Consider the following 16,292-nt stretch of genomic DNA (forward strand, 5'->3'; position numbering starts at 1 on the left):
GAAATGAATCCGGAAGAGCCGGCAGTGCTTGTGCTCGCGCCAGTTGGGCGGGACGCCGTCATCGTGGCCTCGATCCTCGGCAAGGCGCTTGTCAAAACGCGGATTTGCGCAAACCTCGAAGAGGTTCTGCCCCTTCTCGATAGCGCCCAGTGCCTGGTCGTTGCCGAAGAGGGCCTGACGACCTCGGACCGGGGCGCATTTGCCAGCTGGATCTCAAATCAGCCAGCCTGGTCTGATTTCCCAATAGTTCTCCTGGTCATGAGGGGGGCAGAATACGACAAGCGACTGGCGTTCCTCGACCGATACCTGATCGTTCTAGAGAGGCCGTTCCTGGCGTCGAGCTTGGTCAATTCAGTCCGTGCAGCGCTGCGTGCCCGGTCGCGTCAGCTTGAAGTCAGGACTTACATCGAGCAAATGCAGGAACTCGCGGATCGCCAGAAGCTGCTGATCAGGGAACTTCACCACCGCGTCAAGAATACGCTGTCCAATGTTCGGGCCATGATGGGTGCCACTGCCCGGTCAAGCCAAAGCGCAGACGATTTCATGCGTAATTTTTCGGCCAGGATCGTGTCGCTGGCCGATACGCATTCGATCCTGACGGACGACTACTGGCAAACGGCGTCGCTGCAAAAACTGCTGCACAGGGAGTTGCTGCATTACGAGACGCTCGACCGGCCGCGCATTGTCATTGACGGGCCGGACGTTGCGCTTGTCGCCGACATTGCAATCCCGGTCGGAATGGCGTTCCATGAACTAGCGTCGAATTCGGCCAAGTTCGGCGCGCTCTCGCTTCCGCATGGTCGGCTCGAAGTGCATTGGCAGTTGACAGGCACCGGTTCGACGCGGGTTGTCAATCTTGACTGGCAGGAGCGCGACGGACCAAGGGTGGAGCCGCCCCGGCACAGTGGGTTTGGAACGACGTTGCTGGAGAAGGTCGTGGCGGTGCAATGCGACGCAAAGATCCAGCTCTGCTACGATCCAGGCGGCTTGCGTTTCACCATGGAGTTTCCACTGCGGGACACGCGGCTTGTGCCGTCCTACTCCTGAATTCAGCTGCCAGGACTTGTAGCCTTGATCAGATGGCGGGCGTATAACTTCACTTGGTGCTGCTGTTGTACATGTGAAAGGACTTGGCGCTACGGATGACATCTGACGAAGAGAGACACGAGCCGGTCGAACAGTTGCTCGACACTCCCGAACTCGCGACGGCGCTAGAGAGCGAACAGTTCAAGAAGTTCCTCGACCAAGTTCCTATCGCCATTGCGGCATCGGATCTGAGGGATGGGGAGACGGTGGTCTACGCCAATCCAGAGTTTGAGAAGCTTTCCGGGCTCACCGCCGCTCGCCTTGAGCAGGAGAATTGGCAGGGGCTTTCCGGGAAGGCGGTGAATGCGCCCTTCGATCGGCGGATCGACGAAGCGATCGTCGCGCAAACCGACTTCGTAGGAACCTTCCGCCTTGAGCGCAAAGCCTCAGATTCAGCGATCGTAGATGTTTACTCGAATGTCATCGAGGACGACGACGACAAGCTGTGCTTCCGACTTGTCGCCCTGGTTGACGTGTCTGCCCATAGCGATGCGGACAAAGCGTCCATTGAGGAGCGAATCCGGGAGAAGGATACGCTCCTGCGCGAGCTTCAGCACAGGGTCAAGAACAACCTGCAAATGATCACTGCGCTCATCCGAATGGAAACTCGGAACGCGGTCGGGCCGGACCAGGAGCGCTTCGAACGGCTGGCAGGGCGCGTTGAGGCACTCGCGATCCTGTATCAGGCGCTCTCTGGCGAAGATCACAAGGACGAGATCGATTTGGGCGTCTATCTGAGCCAGATAGCCTCCGCCGTCATGACCTCTCACGCGGGGGAGGGCATCCGCCTCGACATGAAGGTCGACACCTATCCGGTTTCGATAAATGTCGCCATGCCGACAGGACTGGTTGTGAACGAGCTTCTCACCAACGCCCTGAAGCATGCCTTCAAAGGTCGGGAGGGTGGGACAATCACGCTGCGCAGCGTGGTTGACAGCAACGGTTGTCGGGTCGAGATCGCCGACGACGGCATTGGCCTGCCTGAGGGTGTAACATGGCCCGCACCCGGCAAACTCGGAGCCCTCATCGCGCGGTCGCTGACAGAAAATGCCAAGGCGCAGTTCGACGTCACCTCAGCCGTCGGTGAGGGAACCAAGGTGACTATCATCTTCAAGCGGTCGGCTGCCGTCGCCGGCTGAACAGGTCTTGGAGCACGCTCAACCGGGAACGCTGTTCGGTCCGGAGTCATCAAGACCGTAAAGAACGGCAAGACGTTCGGCTTCGAACGGCAGATGTCACCCTAGGCGGCTTCGAACCCAATCGACTGCGGGCGCCGTGACGCTCGCCCCTCGAACTGTGCGCCGAAATGTCATGAGCTGCCACCGTTAAGTTTCGGGGCCACCCCGCCGTGGGCTTGTAGTCAATCATAACGTTCGACTGTCGTAAGCCCAGTGAAGCAGTGCCTGGCGCTGGCGTCTGCGGCACCACACGTCCAAGCGCTCGCAGTTGGAAATAATCTGTGCAACGTGCCGCCGCATCGCCTTCCACCGCCCAATTTGCCGCGCGTCCTCTCCCGGTAGGCGGCGCCCCAAGTAGTATCGGCAGTACCACTGGAACCACCCACGAGGATCATCAGGGTTGATCCATCCCTTCGCCCTCCAAACGGAGAGTGGCTGACTCGCGTCTGCTCCGAAACAGTTGAGAGTGGGGTTTCGCTTGCCGGGCGATAATTTCGCTCCCGCGAACCATTCCTCCGGGAATTCCGATCTTGTGTCTGTCATGTATTTACCGCCAAAGACGCCCAGACGAAGCATTTGGCCGGGCGTCAGGTCGGGCTTGAACCCGGGATCAAAATCGGCCCCAGCGGGGGCCGAAAGGGCATAGCGGTAGCCTCTTTGCATTTTGTCATTTACCTCGATTATTCGCATCTCTGAAATACCGTCCTTTTCATGTCTTCCGCGGCTTTTTTGGTCACGACCGGTCAGTTTAGCCGATCAATCTCCCAGTTCAGAGCTGCCGCGAAGCTGACCCACACCAAGTAGGGAGCGAGCAACACAGAAGCGGTGCGGTCGATCTGCCAAAAAACGACGATGGTAAGAATGATTGCCAGCCAGAGCGCTGCTATAACGACCAGCCCGCCGCGAGGACTGTGGAAGGAAAAGAACACCCAAGACCACGCCGCGTTCAAGGCAATCTGGATCAGGAAAATCGCTACCGCGAAGCTCATCCCGTCGGAGCCTGAGCTGAGGACGCGGTAAAACGCGTACGCCATCATCAGGTACAATGTCGTCCAGACCGGCGCGAAAACCCAATTTGGCGGGTTGAACGAAGGCTTTGCCAGGTGAACATACCAGGTCGGGATATTGGGGACGGTTGCAAGATTGCCGGCAATGGCGGCGGCTGCTACCGGCGCGGTAGCTGTGAGTACGAGAAGCAAAGTGGTTGTTGCGTCATGCGTCATAAGGTCCCTCGCCGTTCACGTGACGCAGTAACGGCGCGGGGTCCGGCAAAGTTTCACCGCTGGATGATACCACCATCATTGCAGGGCAAAACAAGCTGCTAGGGAATCCGTCGGCGACGGGCCACTTCCCTGAACTGCTGGCCAACGTTGTCCCTCGGCGGGGCGCGGTGTCGATCCCGTGGGGGGATTAGCTGAACTGCACTGGTAAATGGACGATGACAGAAGCCCGCTCAGCGCATTTCAAATCCAAAGCCCGACGGAAACTCATCCGGTTGCAAATCATTCCCAAACTCATAACGTGTCGGACGATGACGCCGCAGGACATTACCAAGTTGATCGTCCGTACCTCGATGGGGGATCGCGCGGCGTTCGATCTGCTTTACCGGCAGACCAGCGCGAAACTTTTCGGCGTATGCCTGCGTGTCTTGAACGATCGTGCCGAGGCCGAGGAGGCGCTGCAGGAGGTGTTCGTCAAGATTTGGACGAAGGCCGACCGCTTCGCGGTTTCGGAGCTGAGTCCGATTTCGTGGCTGGTGGCCATCGCGCGCAATCATTCGATCGACCGCATCCGCTCGCGCCGGCCGCCGGCCCTCGACGTTGACGCCGCCTTGGACATAGCGGATCCGACGCCCGGGCCCGAAGCGATGGCGTTGGCGGGCAGGGAAAGCGAGCGGATTCATCGCTGTCTCGATGAACTGGAGCCGGACCGCGCGGCCGCCGTGCGGGGCGCCTATCTGTCCGGGAAAAGCTATGCCGAACTGGCGGAGCGCCATGGCGTGCCGCTCAACACAATGCGAACATGGCTGCGCCGCAGCTTGTTGAAACTGAGGGAATGCCTCGAGCGATGAGCATCGCCGACGATAATGGACCGGAACCCGGCAGAGACGAGATGATCGCCGCCGAATATGTTCTCGGCGTCCTGCCGGCGGCGGAGCGGGAGGCAGCGGCCCGGCGCATCGACGCCGAGCCGCGTTTCGCGCGCCTCGTCGACCAGTGGGAGGTCCGGCTTTCACCGATGGCCGAGGCTTATTCGGAGGCCGAGCCGCCAGCTTCGGTTAAGGCAGCGATTGACCGACGGCTGTATGCCGGGAACCGGGTTCAAGCCGGCGGCGTCTCCTGGTGGTCGAGCCTTGCGCTGTGGCGTGGCCTGGCTATCGCCTCGCTCGCCGCCCTAGCGCTTTACGTCGCCGTTCCCTATCTGTCGCCGCAGGCGGAAGTCTCCTCAGAACGTTACGTCGCATCGCTGGCTCCGAATGAATCCGACGTGCACTATTTCGTGATTTATGACGCGCGGAGTCAGGATGTCGGACTTTCGCATGTAACGGGCGCGCGCCCAGAAGGGCGTGATTTTGAACTGTGGGTGATTGAGGGCAGCAATCCGCCGCAGTCGCTTGGCGTCATTCCAGAAGGGCAACGGGTCCATCTGGCTGTCGCAGACGCCGTTCTAGACAAGATCGAGGCCGGCGCTCAGTTGGCCATCAGCCTGGAGCCAGCCGGCGGCTCGCCGACCGGACAGCCGACCGGACCGGTGGTGGCGGCCGGCGATCTGAACAGCATCTGACAATTGCAGGACCGCAGGGTTGGCTCTGCAGGTTAGAGCAGAAACGTTTCTGACTAGGTGCGCTCCAGACCGCATCTTTAGCAATCAGAAATTTTCTTCCCCGTCTGAAACTTCCGCATGCAGCGTCCGTATCTCCCTGGGTCCCCCGATTGCGGGATCCAAACCAGGAGTTCTTCACATGAGCAAATATCTTATCGGTGTCGCCGCCCTTTCCGTGCTCGCCACCGCCGCCTATGCCGAAAACCCCATGGTCGGCGGCGCGCCCATGCTGGCCGACAAGAACATCGTCGAGAACGCGGTCAATTCCAAGGACCACACCACGTTGGTCGCAGCCGTGAAGGCGGCCGGCCTCGTCGAGACGCTGCAGGGCCCCGGCCCGTTCACCGTCTTCGCGCCGACCAACGCCGCCTTCGAAGCGCTGCCGGCCGGCACGGTCGAAACGCTGCTGAAGCCGGAGAACAAGGATCAACTGAGCAATATCCTGACCTGCCATGTCGTCGGCGCGGAAGCCTTCGGCAAGGACATCATGAAGATGGTCGACGACGACAAGGGCGCTCACCCGGTCAAGACCGTGGGCGGTTGCACCTGGACCGCCAAGTACGAAGGCGACAAATTGATGGTCGAGGACGAGAACGGCAACGTTGCCAACGTCACCATCGCCGACGTCGACCAGTCCAACGGCGTCATCCATGTGATCGATAAGGTTCTTCTCCCGAAGATGTAGCTCCGAGCCGTCGCGGGATATCGATCACCGGGCGCCAAGCGTCGGGTGATCGATATTAGAGCACTGCCCGCTTAACATGGGGCATATCCGGCGTCGGCGAAGTAGTTCGCGCAGGTTTGAGGGGTGGCTAAGGGATTGTCCGATACGGTCCCAGAGGGGCGGGGATGGTTCGTTCGGCGGCCCTTCTCAGATGTGCCTTGAGCTGGGAAAAGGCCATTTCGATGGGATTGAAGTCGGGCGAATAGGCCGGCAGCAAGCGCAGTTCGGCGCCGGCGTCGGTGATGCGCTTGCGCACGCCCTCGACCTTGTGGGCGGTAGGTTGTCCATCACCACGATGTCACCCGGTTTCAGGGCCGGGGACCAAGATGGTTTCGAGGTAGCATCGATCCGACGAATCTCCCAATAGATGCCACCGTTGGCGGCACCAGTGTCGACAAGCGTCGTGCCACGTCGTCGATCCGTTGGAGGGCACTGATAGCACGGTCGATCGCCTGGAGCGACGGCACCAACCAAGCGATGATGCTGGAACTGCGACGGGCCATCGACTACAATTCTCTTCTGAAGCGTCTGAGGCCCACCTGGTCGCCTGTACCGGCCCCGGCCGGAAATCCTTAACGGAAGCTGGACCTTTCCCAAAGCCGAGCCCGTGGAATAGCAAACGCGCCTCTCATCGCGGTGGGCTTCTGTGATCGAGCGACAGCTTTGTCCCGCATGGCGTTCGTTAGCTTGCATTGCCGCGGACGTCTGCAAGGGGTCGACACCTTCCGGGGCGTGAACGTCCGGTCCGGAGAAGCGTCGGGAATGGCAACTCCTGGCGCGACCAGGCCGCTCGAGCCGCTTCAGCGAATGGCAAAAGACGCCACAAAGCCGAAATTCAAAACTGACGAGCTGCTCTACCCAGTTTCAACGTCCTCATCGCCGGCTGGATCGTCGAGCGCCCCCGGCAAGTCTCCCGCCAGCATCTTTTCCTTCGAAAGCAAGCCTGCGTCCTCGAGCGCCTCGGCGTCGGGCAGGTCGCGCAGCGAATTGAACCCGAACTGCAGCAGGAACTGTTTGGTCGTCACATAGGTGTAGGGCGCGCCCGGCGTCGGGCTGCGCGGCCCGGAGGCGATGAAGTTTTGGCCGCGCAGCGTGCCGATCAGATCGCGGCTGATTTCCTTGCCGAAGAATGCGGAGAGCTCGCCGCGCGTGATCGGCTGGAAATAGGCAATGCACATCAGCACCAGCACCTCCGACTGCGACAGGTCTATGCCGCGCTCACCGGCGCCGACGGCCGTGCCAAATGCACTGCGAATGGCGTCGGCGTAGGCCGGCCGCGTCAGGTGCCGAAAACCGCCGGCGACCGCGACGAGGTCGTAGGGGCGGCCGGCGAGCTCGGCGCGGATGTCGTCGATGAGGAGATCGAGATTGCATTCTCGCCCAACCACACGCGTGAGGACACTGCGTGTCACCGGCTCGCTGGCCGCGAAGATGGTCGCCTCGACGCGGTTCATCCATTCGCGCCAGCGAACCTCCGGGGGCAGGTGGTCGAGTTCCCTGTCGAACAGGCGGTCGCCTGATCGACGCTCATCCGATCGGCCTCTTCCCCGTCTCGCGCGCACCCCCTCCCCCATCGACTACAGCCCGTAGATGCGGAACGTGGTGGCTCCAGTACATTATAGGGACACAGATATACGGTAGCGATTATCGGCGAAGATTTTCGATACCGAGTTCGGTCCAGATCCACTGGAAATCATAGGTCGCCATGGGATCGTTGGGGTCAGGCTGGCTTGAAGAACGGTTTTCAAGATATTTGAGCCATTCGGCGGCCTTCTCGCGACCCTTGGCGGTTTTGATGGCCTCGCGCGGGGAAATATTACCCAGCATTCCGACGGGCTGATCGAGGGTTTCGCGATACTGCTTGTCCAAAAACTCATGAACGACTTTTGTGGCGATCTCGGGTGGCAGCTCCGGACGAGCCGTATCCTTGTGGACGGGCCTTTCGGCCATCATTTGCTCGACGGTACGGATTTCGGTGAGCGGCTTTCCAACCAGATCGTTCAGCGCCCCCTGCATCAGCGCCGTTCCTTTTTCGGCTCGGGCGGCGGAATTGGTCGACAGGTGCAGGAAGCGGCCCTTCAGTTCCACATTGCCCAGCACCCGCGCGCCGTCCTCCATGGAAGTGTCCCATGCGAGGTTTCCAGATTTGCCGGCCTTGAGCCTTCCCTTCGGGATGTCGCCAAGCCAGTTCCAGAATTTCGCGTTCTCCTGTCGCAGAGCCGGGACTGTCTTCAACTGGGCGGTGATTTCTTTCGGGGTGATCCCGGATGCCAGCGGAAAGCGGACATCGTGGAAGATGATTGCGTCACCGTCGCCATTCTCGAAGGTGGTCTGCTCCATCCGCATCGTCCGGTCCAGGGTGTCGAACAGCCATGAGAGGGTAAATACCGGCGCGGCCTGTTGAAGTTCTTCGTTTGTTGGTACGGGCAGTTTTTTGGACCGACCCTTGCCAAAGATCGCCCGCAAACCATCGAACAGCGCGTCGGAAGCTTCCGGTGTGAACGGTAGCAATCCTCCGCCAATGATGTTCTTGCCCGCAACGGGAACGACTCTGGCCGCAACCCTGTCCCATTGCTGCAATGTCTTCGTGGCAGTGCCCTCGCTGACCAGGACAGGATCACCACCGCGGATGAGATCGCGGGCCATCAGGGATTTGCCCGACACGATGTCGCTGACTTCGTAGAGGCTCATGACCGACGTCCGGAGCGCCTTCATATAAGCTTTTGCCTGGGCGCCTTCCTTCCAACCGCGCCGCTTCAGATAGTCGTCAGCGATATTGCCGCCCTCGACGTCGAAATCCTGAGTGAGGAAATCCTCGAAGGCGCAGCCCCAAAGCGTCATTGCCCAATGATCGCCGAGCATCTCGGCCAGATCATCGAACTCCATGTTGCTGGCGTCGAGAACCGGCCCGAAATGATCGTCGAGAGTGTCTTCGAAACAATCACGCCATTCGTCGCGGGAGAGGAACTTCATCAGACCCTTGAGGTCATGGCTGTTGGGCATGGCCTTTTCCCACCTTCCGTCTGTGCTCGGCTATAATTCTCGATACCGTTGGCTGGCTGACTTCGTAGAGCCGCGCCATTTCAGCGGCTGACTTGCGTCCGGACAAGACACTCTCGGCGATTTCCAGCCGTTTCTTTGGATTGAGCTTCTTGCGGCGGCCGCCGATCCTGCCCTCGGATCGCGCCAAGGCCAACCCGGCGCAGGTGCGTTCGCGGATCATGGCGCGCTCGAATTCGGCGAAGGAACCGACCATCTGCATCATCATGCGCCCTGCCGGCGTCGTTGTATCGATCGCCTCAGTCAGAGAGCGGAATCCGGCACCGGCGGTCTCGATCCGCTCCATGATATGCAGTACGTCCTTGAGCGAGCGTGACAGGCGGTCGAGCTTCCAGACGACAACGGTGTCGCCCTGCCTCAAGTGATCAAGCATCCTGTGTAATTCAGGCCGTTCCCAGCGACCGCCAGACGCTTCTTCCTTGAAGATGCGCTTGCAACCTGCATCGGCGAGAGCCTTGGCTTGCGCCTTGTTCGACTGGTCGTCCCCCTTGCTCACGCGGGCATAGCCGATCAGCACCATGGTTCCTTTCGAAAACGGTCGTTTGCGCAAGCCCGCCAACTCCCGTGACGAATCAAGGTGAAAATCCTTTCAAACGTGAATCTGGACTGCGTTGATGGTTTTGAAAATGCCCGCATGTGAGCAGGACGGCCTGAAATGGGTCAAGCCAGAGCCCGGCAGTCGACTACTGCGGAACATCCGCATGGCGTTTTGCCATCGTCCGGTAAGCGCAGTCAATGTTTCTCAATATATCCACATCCTCAGCATGATGTTGCCGGTGGACGCAGGCGCGTATCGAGCGCAAACGGCTCTTGTAGCTTCAGCGCATAAGCGCCTGCCGCGACACTCGCGACAAAGACAAGGTTCCAGCTATGCGTGGAAACAGCGCTCGGGATCGCCACGAAGCGATGACGCCGCAGAAGATCGTCGCCGAACGCTTGCTGCCCGGCACTGGGAATGCCCGGACGCAGCCAGTTGGGATTGGGAACCGCGCCAGGATTGACGACATCAACGTCCGCTGTCGCGGTTATGACGACCGCCGTCATCACATGCGCGACTGTGTCGAGCGTTCTGAAGCCCTTATGGACCGCCACTTCGAGAATCGCGGTCGAGGGATCGATGGAACAATAGACGGCGCGCACGCCCTTGCTGTTCCACCGCCCGCCGACACGATAGGCGCCTTCACCGCTGTCCCAGGTCGGCCCGAAGCGGCTTTGATCGAGACGCCAGACGAGGACCTCCGTGCCACCGAGCGCCGCCGGCAGCGGCGTCATGCATAAACGCCGTATTCGAGCCTTTCGAGGTGATCCTCGACTAGCTCGACGCCGGCAGGCGTGGCCAGAAGATCGATTGGCCGCCGCTGGTCCAGACCGATCGCCGGGCGCTCAAGCCACTGTTCCGCCTCAGCCTGCGACCCCAGCACGTCCGTCGCCTTGGCGAGGATCTCGGCGAATTTCCACGTCCGCCCACTCTGCTCCTGGCTGAGTGGCTTCGCGGGTCTATCCTTGCGCCGCTGATAGGTGCGTATGCTCATGCCGACGGCCTTTTCGAGCGAGTCGGCTTTGTGAATGAACACCAGCCGCCCGACGAGGTAATCCAGCGCCGAGGTCGGCAACCCATGCAACAGCAGCTCATGAGCGTCGAGCGCGCTGGTCACGCGGCGCGACAGGACGCGGGCGCCGCCCAACAGGTCCGCGACCTTCTGCAGGTCTCCGACACCACTTTGCGGAGCTATGTTCTCGGCTGCGATACCATGGCATCACCTCAATACGTCACTTGTCGCCTTTCAATATGACAGTTGACGCACAGCTTTTCAAGGATTGATCGCGTGGCACGGCGTGTCGCGCCACATGGCTTCGTCAGATGCTACGAGGATTAAATCAAAGCCATGCCTGTGTCGGTCAAAAGGAGTCGCGCGGAGATCCGAACGGCGGTTTGAGAAACCTGGTGAGCCTCGCGCTTACGAGCGTGGCTGCGCATCCGTTATGCCGCTTGTCGCGCGAGGAGAGGGAGGCTGGAGAGAGGCAGGGGGGGGTCGAGAGAAAGAGAGACACCATGGCAATGATTTTCATTGGCGGTTCACGCGACGTTGTCGATCTGCCCGACCCGGTGGTGGATCGCATCGCCGTGATCGTGGCGGGCCGAACACGGCGTTCTCGTCGGCGATGCACCCGGCGCCGACACGGAAGTGCAGGCTTTGCTCGGCGGGCACGGCTACGAACATGTCGGCGTCTTTTGCGCTGGCAATCAACCGCGAAACAATCTCGGTGATTGGGCCGTCTATACTGTTCCTCCGCCGAAAGGCGCCCATGGCTTCGCTGCACAGGCGGAGAAGGACCGCGAAATGGTCCGGCGCGCCGACTACGGTCTGATGATCTGGAACGGGACGAGCCCCGGCACCGTCCTCAACGTGCTGCACCTTGCAATGGCCGAGAAGCCCTGCGTCACCTATGATGTCGGCAATGGGTTGGTGACAACCACCCGCGACGTCGTCGACTGGCGAACCATGCTGTCACGAGCCGACCCGGAGATCCGGGATGTGTTTGCAACGCGCATGACGCCGGATGAGCGGCTCGCGACGACATTAGGATGAGCGCTCCGGGCCCCACGCAATTAGCCGGGCGCACTGTCTTGCAGTAGCGCATGCTGTTTGGCAGCCGATAGCGGCAGGGCTGCCGGCCGCTTGCTCTGTCGGTACCTCCCGCTCATTGCGGGTCGCCCCAGAGGAAGTTCAACATCATGGTCTCCTCGCCGTCAGCGGTCGGCGCGACAGAGCGAAAGCACGCTCAGGTGAACGCCAAACTCGGCGAAGCGGTCTCCTCGCCGGACCGCTGCGACCGGCGAAACCACAACCGCTCCGATTGCCGGGGGTGGGCTGGCGGAGGCTGAGCAAGCCGAGGCGCTCTCGCTGGAGGACGCGCTCTGTGGATGACGGTGAAAAGGCGATGATGGGAGCGGCCGGAAACATTCCAGCGGCCGCAGCCTGGTGGTCAAGGATTGCGACCGAGGAGGCCAGCGATGTTCGCCCCGGCTTCGGCTGCAACGCGAACCAATCCCTTTTCATGTCGCCTTTGTAGAGGACCGCCTGCTTGCTTGGCCTGATCGGCTCGAACCTGCGAATTCGGCCAGCTGGATGCGGGAACAGGACCCAGTGGGATCTGAGTAGCAACGCAACAGAACAGAAAACCTACATAAGGGATTTCACAGCTCAGCGGGTCAGCGCCAGCAGCCCAGTTCCTTGATCGCTTTTCTGTGGCATTTGAGGTGATGCTTCATCAGCCTGATGTCGTGGAGGTAATCCTGCTCCGGCCGAAACTCGTAATCTGGATCGATGTGAAATTGGTTGCGGGTAATACGGTCGAACAAATTGATGCCGTCCCAGGTGCCGATAACCTGTTCGAGGCTTTCCGCCATATGATGCAACGGCGAACCGGGCCCGTCCTCATCCCTCATTTCATGAAGGCGCCAATGGATGTGTTGCAGCATGTCGGTCCGCATGAAGCTGTTCAAAAGCATGAGCGAATGGGTCGGTGTTTTCGGAACTGCAAAGCCCATTTTGTCTCCCGGCGGCAAGTCAGAAAAATCTTGACGGTTGGAGTCTATCGTCATTGGCTTAGTCCTCAAACAGTACAGCGGCATAGTCCGTTGCACCATGGAGCACGTGCAGGATGACCACTTGCTCAGCTTCGGCACGATAGAAAATCAGGTAACTGCCATGAACCCTGCGGCGAATACCGTGCCGTTCATATCGAGGCACCAAAGGGAAGGCTTTTGGGGACGTTGCTATCGTCTGGCATTTTTGTTCCAGTTCATCGACGAAAGACAAGGCCCGATGCGGGTTGCCCTTCGCAATGTAATCACCGATCTGCAGCAAATCCGCCTTGGCTTCGGTCGTAAAGCGGACTTTCATTCGGCCGAATCCGGCAGCATGGCTTTGTAGCGTTCCCGCAGTTCGCTGAAAACATCCTTAGCAGCATGGGTTCGCCCTGCGTCAGCATCGGCAATGCCACGCATGATTGAGGCATCGAGGGCGGCGAGGCGTGTCTCACGATCTTGAATCAACCGTACCCCTTCGCGCAGCACTTCACTTTTCGAGCCATAGCGGCCCGCATCGACGAGCTGCTGGATGTAGCTTTCGAGTTGCTTACCCAGATCGGCACTGATCATGTTGAATCCTCCTTCGGATTTACGCTCAAGATAGTTTGTTTATCAACTATTATCAATATCGGGTCACACCGCTTCATGTCCACTCGTTCCGCCGATCACATTTGGGTACACCCCAGGTCGGCACCACGGACCAGGATCTCGACATCCAAATTACCCGCCTGAAAGCAGCGGAGTGCGATATCACACGCTCTGAGACTGGATCGGGCGCATCTCGATCATGCCGCACGGAGTTGGAAACCGTCATGCAGTCCTACGGGTTCTGTTGCAAACTTTTTCGTTACGGGTTGTCTGGCAAGTGACCTCCGACATTTTTTTAGGAGGTTTGTGATGTTCAGAGGCCGGCATTTCGACCGATCGGTCATCCTGGTGTGCGTTCGCTGGTATCTGGCATATGGACTGAGCCTGCGCGATTTGAAGGAGATGATGGCCCAGCGTGGCATTAGCGTTGATCATTCGACGATCCATCGCTGGGTTGTTCACTTCTCGCCCTTGCTGCTGGAGCGCTTCAACCGGCGCAAGCGCGCAGCGACCGGCAAATGGCATGTTGATGAAACCTACATCAAGGTCCGAGGGCAGTGGATGTATCTCTACCGCGCTATCGACAGCGTCGGCGACACGGTCGAATTCTATTTCAGCGAACATCGGGATTTGCCGGCGGCCAAGCGTTTCTTCAGGAAAGCGCTGGAGCGCCATGGGCGTCCCGATCGTGTCGTCATCGATGGTAGCCAGACCAACCAGGAGGCGATCGTTTCCTGCGATACGACACATCGATTGCAGGATCGCTGCAGGCGCCGACCGAAGCCGATCCGAATCCGCCAAAGCCAATACTTGAACAACCGGATCGAGCAGGACCATCGGCGGATCAAGCGCCGTGTTCGGCCGATGCTCGGCTTCAAATCTCCCGCAGCCGCAAGCATCATCCTCGACGGCATCGAAATGCTTCACATGATGCGCAAACGACAGGCGAGGTTCGCCTTCAACCCAAATCCGTCATTGGCCGAGCAGTTCGATATCCTCGCCGCCGCATAAGCACCGCCCGCCATCTCTTCTTGCTTCAGTTCAACAAAAATTTGCAACAGAACCGTTCGCCGCCGGTCTCGTAAAGCTCCTTGAAGCGGTAGAAGCTGTCGCGCGAATAGCCCATCATCTTGCAGGCCTGCTGACATTGCCGAGCTGTTTGGCCAGCTCCAGCAGCCCCACCTTGGTGATCTTTTGATCCTTGGTCATGTCAGTCTTTCTAACGCCGAGGCCGGGCGCTGCGAGCCCGGACCACTCTGCGCCCGGCCTCGGCTCAAGCTTCAGCCTAGGACACCGTCTGTCAGATAAAGTTTAAACTTTTACCCATTAAGAACCAGACGCCGCCAGAGCTCGACGACGACTTCAACGTGCGTGACTTCACGCCAAGTCCGCCGAACGGCGGACCGATCCGGCTTTGAGCCGTAACCCACCGACAAGCGGTGGAGAATTCACATACGGATCCTCGGAAACTTCGCGCCGCTTCTTTCCATCAGGTGCGTCCGCATCCGCTCCGAGATTTGGTTTTTAGACAGCTCAACTTCGCACTCGGAGCTCAGCCGCTCTAGGATGTAAGGTAAGGCGGTCTCAGCGTTGCCAAGCCCTTTCAGCTCGTTCGAACCCACGTTGAGCGCTCGAAGCCCGGTCGGGAGGCGGGGGGGTAAATGGGTCAGTGCATTGTTGGGGACCTCGAGCCTCTCCATCCCAACCGGGAGGTTCTCGGGCAGGCGTGTCAGTTCATTGTGGCTGGCGCAAAGCTCTCTGAGTTGCGGCGGAAGAACCTCTGGCAGCTCCGTGAGCTCATTTTTGTTGGCGTAAAGCTTTCTGAGATTCGGCGGGAGAGTCTCCGGCAGCTGAGCGAGCTCGTTATTGTTGACAGCGAGGACTTCAAGCCCGGGCGGAAGCGTATCAGGCAGGCTCGTCAGGCGGTTATTGTTCGCGTCGAGGCTTTTGAGCCCGGGCGGAAGCGTGTTGGGCAGCCTGGTCAGCTGATTGTCGCCGGCGGTCAGCCTCTCGAGCGCGGCCGGAAGAACCTCAGGCAGCCTGGTCAGCCGGTTCCCGGCGGCGGTTAGCCTCTCAAGCCCGGCCGGAAGAAGCTCAGGCAATCTGGTCAGCTCGTTGTCGCTGGTGTTGAGCCGCCGGAGACCGACGGGCAGGGGGGGGAGCGCGGTCAAGGCCAGCGATGTCAGGTCCAGCCAGCCACGGCGATTCTCCAGCCATGCTTCGATTCGCGTCACCGCCTCTCGCCGGTCCTCAGCCTCGCCCTGCTCCTCCTCTTCGGCCCATGCTTGCAGGTTATGTTTCAGCGCCGCTTCGCGGAATGCCGAGGGGGCGAAATTCATGGAATCACCGGAAGAGGACTCCGCCGAGCCGGTTAGGGCTCGGATCCAGCTAAAGTCCTCCTCCTCCAAGGGGATCTCACCGCGGCTCAGCCGCTGGTAGCCTTGTTCGGAGGTATTGCTAGCACCCGGCCGTCCTGTGTTCCCCATCGGCGTCTCTCCTTGTCACACAAGTGCTGATGTTTACTGCCCATCAGCCGCCCTTCACCATGCCAAATCGATATTCCTATATGCTCCGGCAGACTAGTCAGGGGAGTTTCGGAAACCGAAAGCGCATGATTTCATCTCTGTAGCCCGCGCAAACCCGCAAAGTAGGTCCCTTTGTCGGCTGCCAGTGGATGCTATGGGGCGAGCGGCGAGGGTGTGGCATCCTTCGGCGCTGTCAAAACCACCATCAAAAGGAGGCGCCCCATGTCGCAATCTTTTGACACGAGCCGGCCCCTTACCGCTCTCGAACAGGATAACACGATCGTCGCCGTCATCGAAATGAGCAAGGCGAAGTGGCTGATTGCCTCGCTTGTTCCGGGTTTCAAGCGCCGTACCCTTCGAGAAGATCGATGCCGACGCACCATCGCTGTTGAAGTTGCTGCAGCGCTGGCGCGACGAAGCCGGCCGGACCGGGCGCCAGATCAAGCGGATCGCCGTCGCCTATGAGGCGGCCGGCGACGGATTCTGGCTGGCGTGCTGGCTGCGAGCGCGCGGTATCGAGGCTTGCGCCATCCACCCCGCTAGCGTTGCGGTGTCGCGCGAGCACACGGCGCGCCAAGACCGATCGTCTCGACACCGAGCTTCTGATGCGCGCCTTTCTCGGCTGGCTGCGCGGCGAGAAGCGCCATTGCAGTATCGCGCCGATCCCGACGCTTGAGGAGGAGGACGCGCGGCGGCCGAACCGCGAGCGGGAG

The 16,292-nt window shown here is 60.0% G+C and carries 19 protein-coding genes and 3 pseudogenes; 8 read left to right on the plus strand and 14 right to left on the minus strand.

Annotated elements, in window-relative coordinates:
* Positions 1-3: 3 nt before the first annotated feature.
* Positions 4-1,047, plus strand: coding sequence for a sensor histidine kinase (locus JG739_RS32735; RefSeq protein WP_202367895.1), 1,044 nt, complete (start codon positions 4-6; stop codon positions 1,045-1,047).
* A 95-nt stretch (positions 1,048-1,142) separates the two neighbouring features.
* Complete coding sequence (locus JG739_RS32740) at positions 1,143-2,225, plus strand: sensor histidine kinase (protein ID WP_202367896.1); 1,083 nt, start codon at positions 1,143-1,145, stop codon at positions 2,223-2,225.
* A 225-nt stretch (positions 2,226-2,450) separates the two neighbouring features.
* Here the strand turns inward: JG739_RS32740 and JG739_RS35830 are convergent, their stop codons facing one another.
* Both JG739_RS35830 and JG739_RS32745 read right to left on the minus strand, forming a co-directional pair.
* Entirely contained in the window at positions 2,451-2,954 is a 504-nt protein-coding gene (locus JG739_RS35830; protein ID WP_244750020.1) for a hypothetical protein, read from the minus strand.
* A 53-nt stretch (positions 2,955-3,007) separates the two neighbouring features.
* Positions 3,008-3,487, minus strand: coding sequence for a TspO/MBR family protein (locus tag JG739_RS32745; protein ID WP_202367897.1), 480 nt, complete (start codon positions 3,485-3,487; stop codon positions 3,008-3,010).
* Positions 3,488-3,795: 308 nt separating this feature from the next.
* Here JG739_RS32745 and JG739_RS32750 point away from each other — a divergent pair, with 308 nt between their 5' ends.
* The 3 genes from JG739_RS32750 to JG739_RS32760 all read left to right on the plus strand — a co-directional run bounded on the left by JG739_RS32750 (position 3,796) and on the right by JG739_RS32760 (position 5,772).
* Positions 3,796-4,335 (plus strand): sigma-70 family RNA polymerase sigma factor, encoded by a 540-nt coding sequence (locus JG739_RS32750; RefSeq protein ID WP_202367898.1) that lies wholly within the window; start codon positions 3,796-3,798, stop codon positions 4,333-4,335.
* The gene (locus JG739_RS32755; protein WP_202367899.1) at positions 4,332-5,048 is read left to right on the plus strand and encodes an anti-sigma factor; all 717 of its coding nucleotides are present in this window, start codon (positions 4,332-4,334) and stop codon (positions 5,046-5,048) included. Before JG739_RS32750 ends, JG739_RS32755 begins: the two co-directional genes overlap by 4 nt.
* A gap of 178 nt (positions 5,049-5,226) precedes the next feature.
* On the plus strand, positions 5,227-5,772 hold the full coding sequence (locus JG739_RS32760; RefSeq protein ID WP_202367900.1) for a fasciclin domain-containing protein: 546 nt from the start codon (positions 5,227-5,229) through the stop codon (positions 5,770-5,772).
* A gap of 71 nt (positions 5,773-5,843) precedes the next feature.
* On the opposite strand, the pseudogene JG739_RS35835 reads toward JG739_RS32760, so the two are convergent.
* The 6 genes and pseudogenes from JG739_RS35835 to parS form a co-directional block, all read right to left on the minus strand.
* Positions 5,844-6,129 (minus strand): annotated as a pseudogene (locus tag JG739_RS35835) (transposase); the annotation flags it as partial.
* 536 nt (positions 6,130-6,665) lie between these two features.
* Entirely contained in the window at positions 6,666-7,385 is a 720-nt protein-coding gene (scpB, locus tag JG739_RS32770; protein ID WP_202367902.1) for an SMC-Scp complex subunit ScpB, read from the minus strand.
* Positions 7,386-7,455: 70 nt separating this feature from the next.
* Complete coding sequence (locus JG739_RS32775) at positions 7,456-8,814, minus strand: hypothetical protein (protein ID WP_202367903.1); 1,359 nt, start codon at positions 8,812-8,814, stop codon at positions 7,456-7,458.
* Positions 8,798-9,391, minus strand: coding sequence for a recombinase family protein (locus tag JG739_RS32780; RefSeq protein ID WP_202367918.1), 594 nt, complete (start codon positions 9,389-9,391; stop codon positions 8,798-8,800). Before JG739_RS32780 ends, JG739_RS32775 begins: the two co-directional genes overlap by 17 nt.
* A gap of 239 nt (positions 9,392-9,630) precedes the next feature.
* Positions 9,631-10,143 (minus strand): RES family NAD+ phosphorylase, encoded by a 513-nt coding sequence (locus JG739_RS32785; RefSeq protein ID WP_202367904.1) that lies wholly within the window; start codon positions 10,141-10,143, stop codon positions 9,631-9,633.
* A complete protein-coding gene (parS, locus tag JG739_RS32790) occupies positions 10,140-10,619 on the minus strand; it encodes a type II RES/Xre toxin-antitoxin system antitoxin (protein ID WP_202367919.1) in 480 nt (159 codons plus the stop codon). The genes JG739_RS32785 and parS overlap by 4 nt, the downstream gene beginning before the upstream one ends.
* A gap of 438 nt (positions 10,620-11,057) precedes the next feature.
* Between parS and JG739_RS32795 the strand changes: the two genes are divergently transcribed.
* Positions 11,058-11,462 (plus strand): hypothetical protein, encoded by a 405-nt coding sequence (locus tag JG739_RS32795; RefSeq protein WP_244750021.1) that lies wholly within the window; start codon positions 11,058-11,060, stop codon positions 11,460-11,462.
* Between the two features lie 623 nt (positions 11,463-12,085).
* Here JG739_RS32795 and JG739_RS32800 read toward each other — a convergent pair.
* The 3 genes from JG739_RS32800 to JG739_RS32810 are packed head-to-tail and all read right to left on the minus strand — an operon-like array spanning position 12,086 to position 13,036.
* Positions 12,086-12,478: a hypothetical protein gene (locus tag JG739_RS32800; protein WP_202367905.1), complete on the minus strand. Its 393-nt coding sequence runs from the start codon at positions 12,476-12,478 to the stop codon at positions 12,086-12,088.
* 4 nt (positions 12,479-12,482) lie between these two features.
* Positions 12,483-12,779: a type II toxin-antitoxin system RelE/ParE family toxin gene (locus JG739_RS32805; RefSeq protein ID WP_202367906.1), complete on the minus strand. Its 297-nt coding sequence runs from the start codon at positions 12,777-12,779 to the stop codon at positions 12,483-12,485.
* On the minus strand, positions 12,776-13,036 hold the full coding sequence (locus tag JG739_RS32810; protein WP_202367907.1) for a type II toxin-antitoxin system ParD family antitoxin: 261 nt from the start codon (positions 13,034-13,036) through the stop codon (positions 12,776-12,778). The genes JG739_RS32805 and JG739_RS32810 overlap by 4 nt, the downstream gene beginning before the upstream one ends.
* 101 nt (positions 13,037-13,137) lie before the next feature.
* On the opposite strand from JG739_RS32810, the pseudogene JG739_RS36295 reads away from it, so the two are divergent.
* A pseudogene (locus JG739_RS36295) lies at positions 13,138-13,284 on the plus strand (recombinase family protein); the annotation flags it as partial.
* Between the two features lie 79 nt (positions 13,285-13,363).
* Positions 13,364-14,065: an IS6 family transposase gene (locus JG739_RS32815; protein ID WP_199202916.1), complete on the plus strand. Its 702-nt coding sequence runs from the start codon at positions 13,364-13,366 to the stop codon at positions 14,063-14,065.
* 55 nt (positions 14,066-14,120) lie between these two features.
* Here JG739_RS32815 and JG739_RS32820 read toward each other — a convergent pair.
* From JG739_RS32820 to JG739_RS35160, 3 genes and pseudogenes are all read right to left on the minus strand, one after another.
* A pseudogene (locus tag JG739_RS32820) lies at positions 14,121-14,263 on the minus strand (helix-turn-helix domain-containing protein); the annotation flags it as partial.
* A gap of 239 nt (positions 14,264-14,502) precedes the next feature.
* A complete protein-coding gene (locus tag JG739_RS32825) occupies positions 14,503-15,540 on the minus strand; it encodes a hypothetical protein (protein WP_244750022.1) in 1,038 nt (345 codons plus the stop codon).
* 379 nt (positions 15,541-15,919) lie between these two features.
* Positions 15,920-16,156, minus strand: coding sequence for a hypothetical protein (locus JG739_RS35160; protein ID WP_210382769.1), 237 nt, complete (start codon positions 16,154-16,156; stop codon positions 15,920-15,922).
* Positions 16,157-16,292: the final 136 nt, after the last annotated feature.

The sequence above is a fragment of the Mesorhizobium sp. L-2-11 genome, assembly GCF_016756595.1.
GTDB lineage: Bacteria > Pseudomonadota > Alphaproteobacteria > Rhizobiales > Rhizobiaceae > Mesorhizobium.

Bases quoted from the DNA above. Each gene is read 5' to 3' on its own strand.
- JG739_RS32735 (WP_202367895.1), top strand. From the start codon at position 4: ATGAATCCGGAAGAGCCGGCAGTGCTTGTGCTCGCGCCAGTTGGGCGG.
- JG739_RS32740 (WP_202367896.1), top strand. From the start codon at position 1,143: ATGACATCTGACGAAGAGAGACACGAGCCGGTCGAACAGTTGCTCGAC.
- JG739_RS35830 (WP_244750020.1), bottom strand. From the start codon at position 2,954: ATGCGAATAATCGAGGTAAATGACAAAATGCAAAGAGGCTACCGCTAT.
- JG739_RS32745 (WP_202367897.1), bottom strand. From the start codon at position 3,487: ATGACGCATGACGCAACAACCACTTTGCTTCTCGTACTCACAGCTACC.
- JG739_RS32750 (WP_202367898.1), top strand. From the start codon at position 3,796: ATGACGCCGCAGGACATTACCAAGTTGATCGTCCGTACCTCGATGGGG.
- JG739_RS32755 (WP_202367899.1), top strand. From the start codon at position 4,332: ATGAGCATCGCCGACGATAATGGACCGGAACCCGGCAGAGACGAGATG.
- JG739_RS32760 (WP_202367900.1), top strand. From the start codon at position 5,227: ATGAGCAAATATCTTATCGGTGTCGCCGCCCTTTCCGTGCTCGCCACC.
- scpB (WP_202367902.1), bottom strand. From the start codon at position 7,385: ATGGGGGAGGGGGTGCGCGCGAGACGGGGAAGAGGCCGATCGGATGAG.
- JG739_RS32775 (WP_202367903.1), bottom strand. From the start codon at position 8,814: ATGCCCAACAGCCATGACCTCAAGGGTCTGATGAAGTTCCTCTCCCGC.
- JG739_RS32780 (WP_202367918.1), bottom strand. From the start codon at position 9,391: ATGGTGCTGATCGGCTATGCCCGCGTGAGCAAGGGGGACGACCAGTCG.
- JG739_RS32785 (WP_202367904.1), bottom strand. From the start codon at position 10,143: ATGACGCCGCTGCCGGCGGCGCTCGGTGGCACGGAGGTCCTCGTCTGG.
- JG739_RS32800 (WP_202367905.1), bottom strand. From the start codon at position 12,478: ATGACGATAGACTCCAACCGTCAAGATTTTTCTGACTTGCCGCCGGGA.
- JG739_RS32805 (WP_202367906.1), bottom strand. From the start codon at position 12,779: ATGAAAGTCCGCTTTACGACCGAAGCCAAGGCGGATTTGCTGCAGATC.
- JG739_RS32810 (WP_202367907.1), bottom strand. From the start codon at position 13,036: ATGATCAGTGCCGATCTGGGTAAGCAACTCGAAAGCTACATCCAGCAG.
- JG739_RS32815 (WP_199202916.1), top strand. From the start codon at position 13,364: ATGTTCAGAGGCCGGCATTTCGACCGATCGGTCATCCTGGTGTGCGTT.
- JG739_RS32825 (WP_244750022.1), bottom strand. From the start codon at position 15,540: ATGGGGAACACAGGACGGCCGGGTGCTAGCAATACCTCCGAACAAGGC.